The sequence below is a fragment of the Variovorax sp. PMC12 genome, assembly GCF_003019815.1.
Classification (GTDB): Bacteria; Pseudomonadota; Gammaproteobacteria; order Burkholderiales; family Burkholderiaceae_C; genus Variovorax.
The window spans coordinates 3,457,763-3,473,568 of record NZ_CP027773.1 but is presented as its reverse complement, the minus strand read 5'-3'; the positions used below and the strand labels follow the sequence as shown (position 1 = coordinate 3,473,568).

11 protein-coding genes are annotated in these 15,806 nt (G+C 70.3%); all 11 read left to right on the top strand.

Features of this window, described 5'->3' with window-relative positions; translation table 11 throughout:
* Window positions 1–156: 156 nt before the first annotated feature.
* On the top strand, window positions 157–2,067 hold the full coding sequence (locus C4F17_RS16115) for a serine/threonine-protein kinase (protein ID WP_106935913.1): 1,911 nt from the start codon (window positions 157–159) through the stop codon (window positions 2,065–2,067).
* Between the two features lie 60 nt (window positions 2,068–2,127).
* Entirely contained in the window at window positions 2,128–3,720 is a 1,593-nt protein-coding gene (mltA, locus tag C4F17_RS16110; protein ID WP_106935912.1) for a murein transglycosylase A, read from the top strand.
* A gap of 36 nt (window positions 3,721–3,756) precedes the next feature.
* A complete protein-coding gene (locus C4F17_RS16105) occupies window positions 3,757–4,506 on the top strand; it encodes a hypothetical protein (RefSeq protein ID WP_081271178.1) in 750 nt (249 codons plus the stop codon).
* A gap of 27 nt (window positions 4,507–4,533) precedes the next feature.
* Complete coding sequence (locus C4F17_RS16100) at window positions 4,534–5,688, top strand: hypothetical protein (RefSeq protein ID WP_106935911.1); 1,155 nt, start codon at window positions 4,534–4,536, stop codon at window positions 5,686–5,688.
* A gap of 281 nt (window positions 5,689–5,969) precedes the next feature.
* Window positions 5,970–7,973: a caspase family protein gene (locus C4F17_RS16095; protein WP_106935910.1), complete on the top strand. Its 2,004-nt coding sequence runs from the start codon at window positions 5,970–5,972 to the stop codon at window positions 7,971–7,973.
* Between the two features lie 39 nt (window positions 7,974–8,012).
* A complete protein-coding gene (locus C4F17_RS16090) occupies window positions 8,013–8,570 on the top strand; it encodes a type VI secretion system tube protein Hcp (RefSeq protein ID WP_081271176.1) in 558 nt (185 codons plus the stop codon).
* 28 nt (window positions 8,571–8,598) lie between these two features.
* The gene (locus C4F17_RS16085) at window positions 8,599–9,420 is read left to right on the top strand and encodes a type VI secretion system accessory protein TagJ (RefSeq protein WP_106935909.1); all 822 of its coding nucleotides are present in this window, start codon (window positions 8,599–8,601) and stop codon (window positions 9,418–9,420) included.
* Window positions 9,413–9,925 (top strand): type VI secretion system baseplate subunit TssE, encoded by a 513-nt coding sequence (tssE, locus tag C4F17_RS16080; protein ID WP_081271174.1) that lies wholly within the window; start codon window positions 9,413–9,415, stop codon window positions 9,923–9,925. Before C4F17_RS16085 ends, tssE begins: the two co-directional genes overlap by 8 nt.
* A gap of 112 nt (window positions 9,926–10,037) precedes the next feature.
* Window positions 10,038–11,930 carry a type VI secretion system baseplate subunit TssF gene (gene tssF / locus C4F17_RS16075; protein ID WP_106935908.1) on the top strand — a complete coding sequence of 631 codons (1,893 nt, stop codon included), beginning with the start codon at window positions 10,038–10,040 and terminating at the stop codon, window positions 11,928–11,930.
* Complete coding sequence (gene tssG, locus C4F17_RS16070) at window positions 11,927–12,955, top strand: type VI secretion system baseplate subunit TssG (protein ID WP_234382123.1); 1,029 nt, start codon at window positions 11,927–11,929, stop codon at window positions 12,953–12,955. Before tssF ends, tssG begins: the two co-directional genes overlap by 4 nt.
* A 39-nt stretch (window positions 12,956–12,994) precedes the next feature.
* Window positions 12,995–15,670 (top strand): type VI secretion system ATPase TssH, encoded by a 2,676-nt coding sequence (gene tssH / locus C4F17_RS16065; RefSeq protein WP_081271171.1) that lies wholly within the window; start codon window positions 12,995–12,997, stop codon window positions 15,668–15,670.
* Window positions 15,671–15,806: the final 136 nt, after the last annotated feature.

The window sequence follows — 15,806 nt, the reverse complement described above, 5'->3', positions numbered from 1 at the left end:
CGAGCACCGCAGGTTGCCCCGTAGCGCAGCGAAGGGGTCGCAGACAGTGGGGTCGCCTTTCTTTTGCCTACGTTTCTTTGGCGAAGCAAAGAAAAGTAGGTCGCCCGCCGGGGCGAGACCCGGCCCCGGAAAGCAATTCAGCAAAGGAGCCAGTCAATGACCGACTCCCCAAACGAAGACGACCGCACCCGAGTAGTCCCAAGGTCAACAACCCCCGCAGACTCGGCCGCCACAGTCATCACAGCAACAGCAGCCCAGCCGGTCACCAGCCCCGCCACGGGCAGCACCGACGCCGGCCTCCTGCCAGTAGGCAGCCGCCTGGCCGAATTCGAAGTCACCCGAGTCATAGGCCAGGGCGGCTTCGGCGTGGTCTACGAAGCCTGGGACCACACCCTCGAACGCGTAGTGGCGATCAAGGAATACCTCCCCACCTCGTTGTCCACGAGGCAGCAGGACGGCACCGTCGTCCCCCTGTCCGAAAGGCACAGGGAAACCTTCGACCTCGGCATGCGCAGCTTCATCAACGAAGCCCGCCTGCTCGCCCAGTTCGACCACCCGTCGCTGCTCAAGGTCTACCGCTTCTGGCAAGAAAAAGGCACCACCTACATGGTCATGCCCTTCTACAGGGGCGATACGCTGAGAGAGGCTTTGGTAGCCATCCCCGCGGGCGTGGACGAGGCATGGCTGATCCGCATCATGGACGGCGTCACGCAGGCGCTGGCGGTGATGCACAGCGCCAACTGCTATCACCGCGATATCGCGCCCGACAACATCATCCTGCTCGAAGGCTCCGGCCGGCCGGTGGTGCTGGACTTCGGCGCCGCGCGCCGCGTGATCACCGACAAGACGCAGGCGATCACCGTCATCCTCAAGCCCGGCTATGCGCCCATCGAGCAGTACGCGGAGATGCCCGACATGTCGCAGGGCGCGTGGACCGACGTCTATGCGCTCGCGGCGGTGATGCACGTGGCGGTGTGCGGGCGCGCGCCGCCGCCTTCGGTGGCGCGCCTGCTGTCGGACAGCTACGTGCCGCTCGCGGGCAACGACATCCTGCGCCAGCGCTACAGCCTGCGGCTGCTGGAGGCCATCGACGCGGGCCTGGGCGTGCGGCCCGAGCAGCGGCCGCAGTCGATGGCGGAGCTGCGCGCGGCGCTCGATCTCGATGCGGGCAACACCGTCGCGCCCGTGCCGCGCACGCAGCCGCCGCGTGTTCAAGGAGGCGGCGGCAATGCTGCTGCAGACGCGGCGACCGTCATCGTGGGCAGCGGGAAAGCAACAGGCAAGCCGGTCAACGCGAAGACGCCGTCTCCTGCGCCCTCTGCGCCCGCCGGCCGGAAGACCATCACTGCGATCGCCTCGGCCGTCGCCCTCGCGGCCGTGGCCGGTGGCGGGTGGTGGTTCCTGCAGGGCCGCACGGGTGGCGGCACGGAGGCCGGCACGAACGGCAAGCAGGCCGCCGTCGCGCCCACACCCGCGCCGCCGCCCGACACCAAGGTCGCCGAGGCACCGCCGCCCCCTGCGCCGCCGCCGCCTCCCGCGCCCGCGCCGGCGCCGCGCACGCCGCTCGAGTCGCTGCAGTCGCTCGCCGCTGGCGCGGCACCGGGCTTCGACGTGACCGCCGCGCCGAAGAAGCCCGAGGTCACCGTCGGCAAGGACCGGCTCGCGTTCGAGGTCCGCAGCAAGCGCGAGGGCTTCGTCTACGTGTTCCTGCTGTCCAGCGGCGGCGAGATGTTCCTGCTGTTCCCGAACCTGCTCGACAAGTACAACAAGATCAGCGCCGGCGGCTCGCTTGCGCTGCCGCGCGCCTCGTGGCCGATGGACGCGGGCGGCCCGCCCGGCACCGACCAGTTCGCGGTGCTGGTGAGCGAGCACGAGCGCGATTTCAGTGCCGCCGGCGTGCAGAACGACGGCGTGTTCCCGGTGTTCCCGTTGCCGGTGCTGGCCGCGCTCGAAGCCACGCGGGGCACCGGTCCTTCGCCGTTGCTGGGCAAGCCGGTGTGCGCGCCCGGCAGCGCGCCGTGCAACGACGTCTATGGCGTCGCGAATTTCAAAATCGTCGAGAAGTAATCGTCTGCAGAGCGCCGGCCCTCTGCGCGAGGGCTCCCTTTCCCGGACCAGGAGACCTCCATGCACCCCTCACTGCCGCCACGCCTGACCCCCGGCTTCACCGCCACGCTTCTTCGCTGGGCCGCCGCTGCCGCCGTCGCTTCGCTGGCCGGCTGTGCCGCGCCGCCACCGGCACAGACCGACACCGCGGTTGCAACGCCCGACACCGCCGCAGCCACGCGCCCGCCGCCGCCCACCGGCGCCAGCGTGGCCGGCCAGGCGCGCACCTTCTCGACCCAGCTCGCCACCTACACATCGGTCGGCTTCGACGCGGTGCCGGGCTGGTCGCGCGACGACTTCTCGGAAAGCTGGCCCGCCTTCCTCGGCAGCTGCAAGGTGCTGACCGGGCGCGGCGCTGAATGGAAGGAAGTGTGCGCGCGCGCGCTCAAGGTCGACGGCAGGAACAACAACGCCATCCGCGGCTTCTTCGAAGGCGAGTTCTCGGCCTACCAGATCCGCGACGACGACCGCCGCCCCGACGGCGTGGTCACCGGCTACTTCGAGCCCGAGATCGCGGGCAGCCGGCAGTACGGCGCGCCCTTCATCTACCCGGTCTACGGCCAGCCCGAGGACATGCTGTTCGCGGATGCCCGCAAGCTGCCCCCGGGCAACGGCACGGTGGCCGCGCGCGTGGACGGGCGCAACGTGGTGGTGCAGACCGGCCTGAGCACGCGCGACATGGGCGCGCCCGGCCTCTATGCGCTCGACCTGTCGGCCGTCTCGCGCGACACCATCGACCGCAAGGTGCGGCTGCGCATAGAGGGCAAGCAGCTGCTGCCGTACTACACGCGCGAGGAGATCGAGACCAAGGGCGCGCCCAACGCCAAGGTGCTGGCCTTCGTGAGCAGCGCCAGCGCGCTGTACGAGATGCAGATCCAGGGCTCGGGCCGCATCAAGCTGCCCAGCGGCGAGCTGATCCGCGTGGCCTACGCCGAGCAGAACGGCCAGCCCTTCCGCCCGACGCTGGCGCAGGCCGCCAACGGCAAGCCGCGCAGCCCGGTGAAGGTGCGCGGCTCGTCCATCGAGCTGCAGCTGGACGACGGCGACGACGACGATGTGGGCGCGGTCGACAACAGCACCATCCGCACGCGCGGCTTCACGCTCGCGCGGCCGGTGGCCAGCGGCGCGGTGGTGGTGCCGGGGCGGCGCGCGGCCGGCGCGGTCGCGGGCTCGGGCATCAAGGACCCGAGCTATGTGTTCTTCAAGGAAGCCACGTCGCCGGTCGGCGGGCCGGTGGGCGCGTTCGGCGTGCCGCTGTCGGCGGGGCGTTCCATCGCGGTCGATCCGCGCAGCACGCCGCTGGGCTACCCGGTGTTCGTCTCCACGCGCACGCCGGGCAGCGGCGCGCCGATGCAGCGCCTGACCATCGCGCAGGACACCGGCGGCGCCATTCGCGGCGCGGTGCGCGCCGACTACTTCTTCGGCAACGGCCAGCAGGCCGCGACCAACGCGCGCCGCATGAAGGAGCGCGGGCAGCTGTGGATCCTGTTGCCGCGCGGCCTGGCGGTGGCGCAGGCCGCCACCTCGTCGGCCATCCGCACGCGCGGCGGGCCGGTGGGCGCGAACCTGCCGCAGTGCCTGGTGCCGTCGGAAGGCAGCTGCGTGGACGACTAGTCATGTCTGCCCCCCGGCTTTTCACTCGCTGAGCTCATGCAGGAAACCCTGTCGTCTTCGGAAAGCTCTGAACTCGTCCGCCTCTGGCGGCGCAGGCAGACGCTGTCCGCGAACGACATGGGCGCCATGTACCGCATCGTGGGCGAGGCGCTCTCGGCATGCAACCCGCCCGAGCTGCAGGTGCTGGGCGAGGGGCGGCAGGAGCTGGTGGCGCAGTTCATCTACGTCAAGGTGCTGCGGCTCGATGCCGACCCCGGGGATTCGGAAGAGCGCGCGAGCCACAGCGCGCCCTCGACCGCGTTTGCGCTGTGCGCGTACTTCCGCCGCTACCTGATCGACTGCACGCGCGCCAGCGCATTCCGCCGCAAGCTCTCCATCGGCGAGCAGATCACCGAGGCGCAGCTGGAAGACGAAGTGGGCGCGGGCGAAGACCTCGAAGGCTGCCTCGCGGAGCACGGCCTGAGCGCGCACGCGGTGCAGCTGGCCGCGCGCGCCTTCATCGCCGAACTGCCCGAGCCCGAACGCATCCTGCTGTGCGAGGGCTTCGGCAAGGAGGCCGACGGTGGGCTGTCGGGCATTGCCTCGCGCCATGCCATCGCGTCTTACCACTACCGCGCGGGCCGGCTGGGCCTGGTGCACAAGCGCGAGGGCATGACCGCCGACTACGCGAAGACCCGGCTCGGAGGCTGGCTGCAGCAGACGCTGGGCATCGCCATCGAGCCCGGCAACATGGACGCGATCCTGCAGGTTTTCAAAATCCTCGGTGCTGAAGCGTCTTACGCCTGAAGACATAGCCATTCAGGAACAGACGCCATGCCCACCGAACTCTGGCCCCCGCTCAGCGTGATCCGCAACGCGCTCGAAACCGGCTCGGCCGTGCCCGAGGACGGCGCGGATGAGGAGCCCGGCCTCGCGGTCGTGGCCATGCCGGGTGCGACGCCCGGAGCGAGGCGCGAACCCGCGCGCGTGCCCGCCATGTCCAGCCTGCTGCTGCCGCTGGCCGAACTGGCACGGCGCCGCGAGGCGGTGGCGCAGCGCGCGTTTCCGGCGCGCTGGGCGCCGGGCCGGCTCGTGAGCGTGCTGCATGAGGGGCGGCTGCTCGGCGTGCTGCTGGACCGCTGCATCCACGGGGACCTCTGGCAGGGCTGGATGGCCGCGGGCGAGGCCGACTGGGCCAGCGCGTTCGACGTGCTGCTGGAGCCGGGGGACGAGCCTTTCGAGCCGATGTTCGGCGTGATCCAGGCCTGGAACGTGCTCACGCTCGAGCCCAGCCCGCGGCTGTGCGCGCGCGTGCTCGGCGAGGTGTCGGCCACGCGGCTCGCGGCGATCCGCGCGGTGCACGACGAGTGGGCCGCGCAAGCGGCGTCGCCCATCGCGCCGGAGCCGGGGCGCATCGCGCTGCGCAGCGTGGGGGGCGGCGCGTTCCCGGTGCTGTCGGGCACGCCGCTCGGGCCACAGGATCCGCGCGCCGACTACCAGTCGCTGTACCGCAATGCGGGGCTGCAGCTGGCCCGCGCGCTGGTGCAGCCGGAAGAAGCGGAGGCACCGCGCGCGCGGCCACAGGCGCGGCCCGAGCGGCCCGAAGGCGGCTGGTGGGGCAGCATCCGCCGCTGGTTCGGCGCCGAAGGCTGGGTGCGCCCGGCCTTCGCCGTGCTGGCGCTGTGCGTGGTGATCCAGAACGTCGGCCTGCTCGGCGGGCGCGACGCGGCGGAGGAAGACGACGTGCGCTTTCGCGCGGTGCCCACGGCGCCCGCGCCGGTGCGCGCCGACCTCCTGGTGCGCTGGAAAGAGGGCGTGCGCATGGACGAAGCCGACCGGCTGCTGCAGTCGATCTCCGCCGACGTGGTGGGCGGGCCGGGCGGCAACGGCGCGTGGCGGCTGCGCGTGCCGGAACCGGTGGATGCGCTGGCGGTGCTGGCGGCGTCGCCGCTGGTCGAATCGGCCGGGCCGGCGCAGGAGCGGCAATGACACCGCGCCGCACGCATTGGTCTTTCTCCCTCCCCTTCCGGGGGAGGGCAGGGGAGGGGGCAGGCGGCGTATCCAACGGGCGCTCTGCCCGCCCCCATCCCAGCCTTCCCCCAGAGGGGGAAGGAGCAAGGCAACTCGAATCGGGTTTCTCCCTCCCCTTCCGGGGGAGGGCAGGGGTGGGGGCACGCGGCGTATCCAGGGGGCGCTCTGCCCGCCCCCAACCCGGCCTTCCCCCGGAAGGGGAAGGAGCAAGGCAACTGCGCTGGCTGCAGGCACTGCTGGTGCTTTGGCTGCTCCTCTGCGGCAGCCTCGCATTCGCCACCCAGCGCGCCTTGCTCGTCGGCGTCTCCGAACTGGTCAACCAGCCGCAGGCCCTGTGGCTGCAGGCGCCGCGCAACGACGTGATGCTCATGCGCGACGCGCTGCTCAGGCAGAGCTTCGGCGCGGCCGACATCACCGTGCTGGCGGACGGCGTGAGCGGCGCCGCCTTGCCCGACTCGCAGGCCATTCACGATGCGCTCGCGCGGCTGCTCGCGCAGTCGAGGAGTGGCGACTTTGTGCTGTTGTATTTCTCCGGCCACGGCACCCGCCTGCGCGACGTGGCCAAGCGCTACCAGGAGCCCGACGGCCTGTCCGAGAACTTCCTCGCGCGCGACGTGCGCGGCACGCTCGGCAGCGACAGCACGTTGACCGGCGACCTGCGCGATGCCGACTTCGACGGCTGGATCCAGGCCTTCCTCGCGAAGAACGTCTTCATCGCCTCGGTGTTCGACACCTGCGCCGCCAACTCGATGACGCGCGGCACCGCCGATGCGCCGGCCACGGCCGAAGGCCCCGCCGACGACGAGGTGCGCTGGCGCGGCCTGCGCGCGACGCAGCTTGCGGGGGGCAATGCGCCCGTGCGCTCCGGCATGGCCGCGCCTGTTCCGGCCGACGCCGTGCCGCGCGCCCGCTATGTCGCCTTCTTCGCGTCCGAGAGCCACCAGATCACGCCCGAACTGCGCCTGCCCCGCAAGGCGCGCAACGCGCGCGATCCGCGCGATGCCCGGCCGCAGGGCCTGCTGACCTGGGCCCTGGTGGAGGCGCTGTCGCGCAAGCCCGCCACCTGGCGCGAACTGTTCGACGGGGTGCTCGCGCTCTATCCACCGGTCATCGATGAACTCGCGCAGCGCTTTCCCACGCGCGAGCTGCCGTCGCCGGTGGCCGAAGGCAACCTCGATGCGCCGCTGTTCGCCAACAGCGGCGCGCCCGCATCCACGAGGCCCGTGTGGCGCGCACAGCGCACCGGCGACAGCCTGGCCCTGAAGGCGGGCCTGCTCGACGGCCTCGTGCCGCAGCAGGAGGTGCGCGTGCTCGCGACGCTCGAGGACGGCACCGTGCGCGGCGCGCCCGCAACGCTTGCGCAGGTCGCGCCCGGCGTCGCGGGGCTTGCCGTGCCCTCGGCGCTGAAGGATGTGTCGGGCGCGGCCTTCTGGAGCGTCACGCCGGTCGGCGAACCGGCCGCGACCGCGTTGCGCGTGCGCGCCGACAAGCCCTTGCCCGCCGGCCTGAGCCTGGACTACCCCGCCGCGATCCGCCCGGCCGACGATGCTTCGCCCGCCGACGTGCGCTGGACCGACCTCGGCCCCTCGGGCCAGCGCATCGAGCTGCTGGCACCGCTGTTCGGCGCCACGCTCTCCACCGTCGTGCTGCCCGACACCGCCGCGCTGCGCCGCCGCCTGCAGTCGCTGGCGCAGCTCAAGTGGCTTGCCCGGCTGCAGGACTACGGCAAGGACGGCCGGCTAGACGGCTTCGACGCCACGCTCGAAATCTGGAGCGGCGAGCGGCTGCTGCGCAGCGCTTCCGTTGACGAGACCCCGGGTGCACTGCCCGCGCTGCGCCCCGGCGAGCGCCTGCGGCTGAACGTGCGCAACACCAGCGGCCGTTCGATCGACCTGGTCGTCGCCGGCATCGATGGCCGCGGCAACCTGCAGCCGGTGTACCCCGACGCCTCGGGCGAGACCAACCGCTTCAAGCGCGGCACGCCGGAGCAACCCTCGGCCCGCCGCTTCGACCTGTCCTGGCTCGATGCGCCGGGCGACGCGCGCCTGCTCGTCATGGCCGTACCCGCCACGCCCTACAGCGCGCCGCGCCTGTTCGGCGTGGCATCGGCGCAGGCGGAACTGTCGGAAGTGCGCGTGCGCGGCGGCCAGCCGCCGGCCGGCACCGGTGATCGCGAGCGGCAGGTGTTCGCGGCCCTGCTGCGCAGGAACGGCGGCGCGCCCGCCGACGGAGCCCGGCCGTGACGCCGGTTCGAATTTTTTTCCTAAGCACCCGGAGGTGACATGGCATTTGCAGAAGACGGCTCCTGGAGCCCTGAAGACGCCCGGCGGTTCTACGAACTGATCGGCACCGGCTCGGCCGACACCGACCTGGTCATGATGATCGAGAACAAGGGCGCGGCGGTCGAGGGCGAACTCGAGCGCGCCTTCGACGACGGCAAGGCGCGGCTGAACATCGGCGGCTACTACTGGTCGGTGCAGGTGCCCGAGTCCTCGGCGCAGAACCAGGTGGTGCCCAACAACCTGATCGTCGCGCGCCGCAGCGACGCGGCCACCGCCACCATCGCGAGCCTGCTGCGCGCGCAGGAGAAAGACCTGAAGGTCGTCATCAGCGTCTTCAAGTCCGGCGGCGACCAGCGCTCGACCGAGGCGCAGGCCACCTTCGAACTGGCGCTGGAGAACGCGCGCATCTGCCGGCTGGTGCTGAACTCCGGCGCGCAGTGGGGCGTGCCCTCGGAGCTGATCTCCATCAGCTACCGCACGGCCAAGGTCAAGTCGGCGCCGCAGAAGACCACCGGTGCGCGCGGCGCGGTGCGCGAATGCCAGTTCACGCGCGCCTGAGCGCGCACACGCCACAGGAGCCGCATACATGACGACCGCCGCCGAACTCATCAAGGCCGCAGACCCCGCGGCCGCCCTCAAGGCCCTGAGCGACGACGTGCGCGCCAGGCCCGCCGACAGCAAGCACCGCGTGTTCATGGCGCAGCTGCTGTGCGTGCTGGGCCAGTGGGAGCGCGCGCTGAACCAGCTCACCGTGGCCGCCGAACTCGACGCGCTGGCCGTGCCCATGAAGCAGGTCTACGGCGACGCCGTGCGCTGCGAGGGCCTGCGCGCCGACGTGTTCGCGGGCAAGCGCACGCCGATGATCTTCGGCCAGCCCGACGAATGGCTGGCGCTGCTCATCGAGTCGCTGCTGCGGCAGGGCCGCGGCGAAAGCGATCTGGCCGAAGACCTGCGCCAGCGCGCCTTCGACGGCGCCCCGGCCATCGGCGGAACCATCGACGGTGCGCCCTTCGAATGGCTGGCCGACGCCGACATGCGACTGGGCCCGGTGCTCGAAGCCTTCGTCAACGGCAAGTACTACTGGGTTCCGTATGCGCGCCTTGCGCACATCAGGATCGAGCCGCCGGAAGACCTGCGCGACTGCGTATGGATGCCCGCGCACCTGCAGTTCGAGAACGGCGGCGAAACGCTCGCGCTGATTCCCACGCGCTACGAAGGCACCGAGAAGACCGAGGACGGCGAGCTGCTTCTCGCGCGCAAGACCAAGTGGCGCGAACTGCGGCCCGAGGTGTGGGCCGGCCACGGCCAGCGCGTGCTGGGCAGCAGCGACGGCAGCGAGCGTGCGCTGATGGACGTGCGCGAAATCCTCTTCACGCCGGCTGCCGGCCAAGGCGACGCCGATGGCTGAGCTCACGGCGCAGGAGCGGCTGCAGCCCTCGCTGCTCGACCGCCTCGTCGACCATGCGCCCGACGAGAAGAAGGAGAGCGACGAGAAGCGCACCCTCACCAAGCAGGCGCTGCGACAGGCCGTGCTGCGCGACCTGGGCTGGCTCTTCAACGCCACCGGCTACGGCCTCTCGATGGACGACAGGCAGTACCCGAACGCGGCGCGCTCGGTCATCAATTACGGATTGCCTATGCTGTCTGGCCAGTTCACCTCGTCGGTGCAGCGTGTCAGCATGGAACAGGCTTTGAAGAACGCAATCCTGCAGTTCGAGCCGCGCATTTTGTCCCGCACTCTCGAAGTTGAACTCGTCATGGAAGGCCCGGCACTGGACTCCCACAACAGCATCGGCCTGCAGATACGCGGCATGCTGTGGGCACAGCCCGTACCGCTGGAGTTCCTGATGCGAAGCCGCGTCGACCTGGAAGAGGGCCGCATCGAGATCGTGGACATGGCGCAGAAACTATGAGCCCCCCGGCTTTTCACTTCGCTGCGCTGCGTGTAATTCGCCACCCCCCGAGGGGGAGGCGCGGCTCGCCTTGGGGCGGCCCGGCGGCGGCCGCCTTCCCGGAGTAACGGACATGGACCCTCGGCTGCTGAGCCTGTACGAACAGGAGCTGCGCTACTTCCGCGAGAGCGCCTCGGAGTTCGCGCGCGCATTCCCGAAGATCGCGCACCGCCTGGGCATCGAGGGGCAGGAGGTGGCCGACCCGTACGTGGAGCGGCTCATCGAGGCCACCGCATTCCTGTCGGCGCGCGTGGGGCTGAAGCTCGATGCCGAGTACCCGCGCTTCACCGGCCACCTGCTCGACATCGTCTATCCGCACTTTCTTGCGCCCACGCCGGCGATGGTGGTCGTGTCTTTCGTGCCCGACCCCGACGACGCGAACCTTGCCAACGGCCCCACATTGCCGCGCGGCAGCGGGCTGCGTGCGCGGCAGGCCGTGGGGCAGAACACGCACTGCGAGTTCCGCACCGCGAGCGCGCTGCGCGTGTGGCCGGTGGAGGTGCAGCGTGCGCAGTACTTCACCTATGCGCCCGACCTGCCGCTGAACACGCATCCGCAGTCGCGCGCCATTCGCGGCGGCCTGCGCATCGCGCTGCATGCGACGGCGGGGCTCCGCTTCGACCAGATCGCGCTCGACGAACTGGTGCTGCATTTCAGCGGCGCGGAAGACGTGGCCTGGCAACTGCACGAATGCGCGCTGGGCCAGCCGGTCGGCGTGCTGGTGCGGCCGCTGTCGCCGTCCGGTGCGTTGCAGGGCACGGCGCACAGCCTGCCGGCCAGCTCCATCGGCGCGGTCGGCTTCGAGGAAGACGAGGCACTGCTGCCCGTCACGGCCACCGGCTTTTCGGGCTTTCGGCTGCTGCAGGAGTACTTTGCGTTTCCGCAGCGCTTCCAGTTCGCGCGCATCGGCGGCCTGAAGGACGTGCTGGCCGCGATGCCGGTGGCCGACGTGGAGATCGTGCTGCTGTTCTCGCGCGGCGATGCGGCGCTGGAGAAGCTGGTGAGCGCCGACAATGTGCAGCTGCACTGCGTGCCCGCCATCAACCTGTTCACCAAGCGGCTCGACCGCGTGGCCCTGAACGAGGGCGTGAGCCAGTTCCACCTGGTGCCCGACCGCACGCGGCCGCAGGACTTCGAGGTGCACACCGTCACCGAAGTCATCGGCCACGGCGCGCCCGGTGCCGAAGCCGTGGCGGCCGAGCAGCCGTTCAGGCCGTTCTACTCGGCCTTCCACGGCAGCCGGCTCAGCCACCCCGCCTACTTCACGACCACGCGCGAGCCGCGCATGCTGTCGGTACGGCAGCGCACAGAGGGCAACCGCAGCAGCCACATCGGCTCCGAGGTCTACATGCAGATCGTCGATCCGCAGCAGGCGCCATACTCGGCCGCGCTGCGCCAGCTCGCGGTGACGGCGCTGTGCACCAACCGCGACCTGCCCCTGCTGATGCCGCTGGGCCGCGACAACGATTTCGACTGCGTCGATTCATTCCCCGTGCAGCGCGTGCGCATGGTGCGCGGACCCTCGCGGCCGGTGTCGCCGGTGGTGAGCCAGGGGCTGGGTTGGCGCGTGGTGGACCACCTTGCGATCAACTACCTGTCGCTGTCCGACAGCACGCCCGAGCAGGGTGCCGCCGCGCTGCGCGAAACGCTGATGCTCTATGCGGTGCATGCCGACGAAATGCGCCAGGGCCAGGTGCGCGGGCTGCTGTCGGTGAAGAGCAAGCCGGTGGCACGGCGCCTGCCGCTGAAGGGGCCGATCGCCTTCGGCCGCGGGCTGGAGGTGACGCTCGAGGTCGACAAGGACGCCTTCCACGGCCACAGCGTGTTCCTGTTCGGCGCCGTGCTCGCGCGCTTTCTGGCGCGCCATGTGGAGGTCAATCATTTCGTCGAGACCGTGCTGCGCATCGCGGGCAAGGGCGAGACCATGCGCTGGAGGCCGCTGTGCGGGACGCGACAGATCCTGTGAGCACGCGCGTCGATGCCGCGCTGCGCGAGTGGTCGGCCGAGCCGTGGGCCTTCGATTACTTCGCCGTGATGCGCCGGCTGGAATCGGTCGCCAGGACCACGCCGCGCTGGGGCCGCGCACTGCTGCCCGGCGCGGAGCCGGTGCGCGTGGGGCAGGAGCCCTCGCTGTCGTTCGCGCCGGCGAGCTTCAGCCGCTTCGAGCCCGCGACCGCGCATTCGCCGCCGCGCCTGCGCCAGCAGTTCTTCGGCTACATCGGGCCCAACGGGCCGCTGCCGGTGCACCTGAGCGACTTCATCCGCGAGCGCAGCCTGAACCACGGCGACCCGACATGGCTGGCGTTCCTCGACAGCTTTTCGCACCGCTTCTCGCTGCACTTCTATCGCGCATGGGCGCAGTCGCGGCCCGCCGTGGCGCTGGACCGCCCGGGCGAAGACCGTTTCCGGCTGCAGGTGGGCGCGCTGGTCGGCATCGGCACGCCGGGGCGCGTGGGGCGCGACGAGATTCACGACGACGCGCGGCTGCATTTCTCGGGCTGGCTTGCGCGGCGCGTGCACAACGTGGAGAGCGTGGAGTCGGTGCTGTGCAGCTACTTCGGCGTGCCGGTGAAGCTGGAGCGCTGGGTCGGCCACTGGATGAGCCTGCCTGCCGGAGAGCTCACGCGGCTGGGGCAGGGCGAGAGCTCGCGCTCGATGGGCATGGGCGCGATGCTGGGCACCCGCGCGTGGGACCGGCAGCATCGCGTGCGCCTGCACCTGGGCCCGCTCACGCTGGCGCAGTACCGCATGTTCCTGCCGACCGGCGATGCACGGCCGGTGCTGCAGCGCTGGATGCAGCAACTGCTCGGCGACGAGCTCGAGTGGGACGCCGAACTGGTGCTCGAGAAGCAGCAGGTGCCACCCACGCGGCTGGGCGGCGCCAAGGGCAACAGCCCGCGCCTGGGCTGGGTGTCGTGGCTCGGGCAGTCGGCCCGTTCAAGGAATGCGGCGGACGTGCGCATCGGCAGCAGCCAGCGCGTCTTTCAATAAACCCATCTTCATTCGTTCAGAAGAGATACGGAGTTCCCCATGAGTGAAATCAGCCGCACCGCGCTTTTCGGCAAGCTCAATTCGCTGGCCTACAAGGCCATCGAAGGCGCCACCGTGTTCTGCAAGATGCGCGGCAACCCGTACGTGGAGCTGGAGCACTGGTTCGCGCAGCTGCTGCAGGCGCAGGACTCCGACCTGCATCGCGTGATCCAGCACTACGGCCTGGACGTGTCGGTGATCGCCAAGGACATGACAGCCGCGCTCGACCGCCTGCCGCGCGGCGCCACCGCCATCAGCGATTTCTCCCCGCACATCGAGAACGCCATCGAGCGCGCGTGGACCTATGCCACCCTGCAGTTCGGCGAGGCGCAGGTGCGCACCGGCTACCTGCTGGTGGGCATGCTCAAGACGCAGAGCCTGCGCAATCCGCTGTTCGGCCTGTCGAAGCAGTTCGAGAAAGTGAAGGTCGAGGACCTGGCCGACAACTTCGCGAAGATCTGCGACGCATCGCCCGAGGCGCAGATGCGCGCGCAGGACGGCACCGGCATGGGCAGCGGCGCGCCGGGCGAAGATTCCGGCGCGATGGCCCCGGCCGCCATGGGCAAGGGCGATGCGCTGAAGAAGTTCGCGGTCGACCTCACCGAGAAGGCCAAGAAGGGCGAGATGGACCCGGTGACGGGCCGCGACGAAGAGATCCGCCAGATCGTCGACATCCTCATGCGCCGGCGTCAGAACAACCCGCTGCTCACCGGCGAGGCCGGCGTGGGCAAGACCGCGGTGGTCGAAGGCTTCGCGCAGCGCCTGGCGCGCGGCGACGTGCCGCCGCAGCTGAAGGACGTGAAGCTGCTCACGCTCGACATCGGCCTGCTGCAGGCCGGCGCGAGCATGAAGGGCGAGTTCGAGCAGCGGCTGCGCCAGGTGATCGACGAGGTGCAGAGCTCGCCCACGCCCATCATCCTGTTCATCGACGAGATCCACACGCTGGTGGGTGCCGGCGGCGCGGCCGGCACCGGCGATGCGGCCAACCTGCTGAAGCCCGCGCTGGCGCGCGGCAACCTGCGCACCATCGGCGCCACCACCTGGGCCGAGTACAAGAAGTACATCGAGAAAGACCCGGCACTCACGCGGCGCTTCCAGGTGGTGCAGGTGCCCGAGCCCGACGAGACCAAGGCCATCCTCATGTTGCGCGGCGTGGCCAGCGTGCTGGAGAAGCACCATCGCGTGCAGCTGCTCGACGAAGCCATCGAGGCGGCGGTGAAGCTGAGCCACCGCTACATTCCCGCGCGCCAGTTGCCCGACAAGGCCGTGAGCCTGCTCGACACCGCCTGCGCGCGCGTGGCGGTGTCGCAGCACGCGACGCCGCCCGAGGTGGAAGACTGCATGCGCCGCATCGAGGGGCTCACGGTCGAGCAGGAGATCATCGGCCGCGAGGAAGCCATCGGCATCGATGTGACGAAGCGGGCGGCGCAGGTTGCCGCGCTGCTGGCCGAGTCGAAGGTGCAGCTCGATGCGCTGAACGCGCGCTGGCAGGAGGAGAAGGGGCTGGTCGATCGGCTGCTGGAGTTGCGTGCGAAGCTGCGGGCGGGCAACAAGCCGGTGGATGCGCCGGGCGCCGGGGGCGAGGACCGGGCGGCGCTGCTGGCGGAGCTGCACGAACTGCAAGCCAGGATTCAGGCGGTGCAGGGCGAGTCGCCGCTCATCCTGCCTTCGGTCGACGAACAGGCCGTGGCCTCGGTCGTGGCCGACTGGACCGGCATTCCCGTCGGCCGCATGGTCAAGAACGAAGTCGAGGCGGTCCTCAAGCTCGCCGACACGCTCAACCAGCGCGTGATCGGCCAGAAGCACGGGCTGGAGATGATCGCGCGCCGCATCCAGACCTCGCGCGCGCGGCTGGACAACCCGCAGAAGCCCATCGGCGTGTTCATGCTCTGCGGCACCTCGGGCGTGGGCAAGACCGAGACCGCGCTCGCGCTGGCCGAGGCGCTGTACGGCGGCGAGCAGAACATCATCACCATCAACATGAGCGAGTTCCAGGAGGCGCACACCGTCTCCACGCTCAAGGGCGCGCCGCCGGGCTACGTGGGCTACGGCGAGGGCGGCATCCTGACCGAGGCGGTGCGCCGCCGGCCCTACAGCGTGGTGCTGCTCGACGAGGTGGAGAAGGCCCACCCCGACGTGCACGAGATCTTCTTCCAGGTGTTCGACAAGGGCTGGATGGAAGACGGCGAGGGCCGCATGATCGATTTCAAGAACACCATCATCCTGCTGACCACCAACGCCGGCAGCGAACTGGTGATGAGCATGTGCCGCGACCCTGAGTTGCTGCCGGACTCCAACGCGCTGGCAGATGCGCTGAAGGCGCCGCTGATGAAGGTGTTTCCGCCCGCGCTGCTGGGCCGCATCGTCACCATTCCCTACTACCCGCTGTCGCCGGACATGATGAAGAAGATCGTGCGGCTGCAGCTGGGCCGGATCAAGAAGCGCGTGGAAGCCAACCACGGCGTGCCCTTCGACTACAGCGACGCGGTGGTCGACCAGGTGGTGGCGCGTTGCCAGGACCCGGAGTCGGGCGGGCGGGTGATCGACGCGATCCTCACCAACACCGTTCTGCCGACGATCTCTGTCGAGTATTTGCAGCGGCTGGCTTCGGGTGGCGAGATCCGGCGGGTGGCGCTGGATGTGAAGGACGCTGACTTCACTTATGCCTTTGACTGAAATGACTGTCTGCTTTTCGGCTTCGGGTGTTGGTTGTTCGGGGCGCGCTCACGCCGACGGGGTACCTTGCTCCGCGAATGTCCTCCGGCCTGCGGCCTCCCCCTTTATTTCGCTGCGCAAGGCACCCCGCCGGCGT

What these genes read in the sequence shown, in the direction of transcription:
- C4F17_RS16115 (WP_106935913.1), top strand. Translation starts at nt 157, where the DNA reads ATGACCGACTCCCCAAACGAAGACGACCGCACCCGAGTAGTCCCAAGG.
- mltA (WP_106935912.1), top strand. Translation starts at nt 2,128, where the DNA reads ATGCACCCCTCACTGCCGCCACGCCTGACCCCCGGCTTCACCGCCACG.
- C4F17_RS16105 (WP_081271178.1), top strand. Translation starts at nt 3,757, where the DNA reads ATGCAGGAAACCCTGTCGTCTTCGGAAAGCTCTGAACTCGTCCGCCTC.
- C4F17_RS16100 (WP_106935911.1), top strand. Translation starts at nt 4,534, where the DNA reads ATGCCCACCGAACTCTGGCCCCCGCTCAGCGTGATCCGCAACGCGCTC.
- C4F17_RS16090 (WP_081271176.1), top strand. Translation starts at nt 8,013, where the DNA reads ATGGCATTTGCAGAAGACGGCTCCTGGAGCCCTGAAGACGCCCGGCGG.
- C4F17_RS16085 (WP_106935909.1), top strand. Translation starts at nt 8,599, where the DNA reads ATGACGACCGCCGCCGAACTCATCAAGGCCGCAGACCCCGCGGCCGCC.
- tssE (WP_081271174.1), top strand. Translation starts at nt 9,413, where the DNA reads ATGGCTGAGCTCACGGCGCAGGAGCGGCTGCAGCCCTCGCTGCTCGAC.
- tssF (WP_106935908.1), top strand. Translation starts at nt 10,038, where the DNA reads ATGGACCCTCGGCTGCTGAGCCTGTACGAACAGGAGCTGCGCTACTTC.
- tssH (WP_081271171.1), top strand. Translation starts at nt 12,995, where the DNA reads ATGAGTGAAATCAGCCGCACCGCGCTTTTCGGCAAGCTCAATTCGCTG.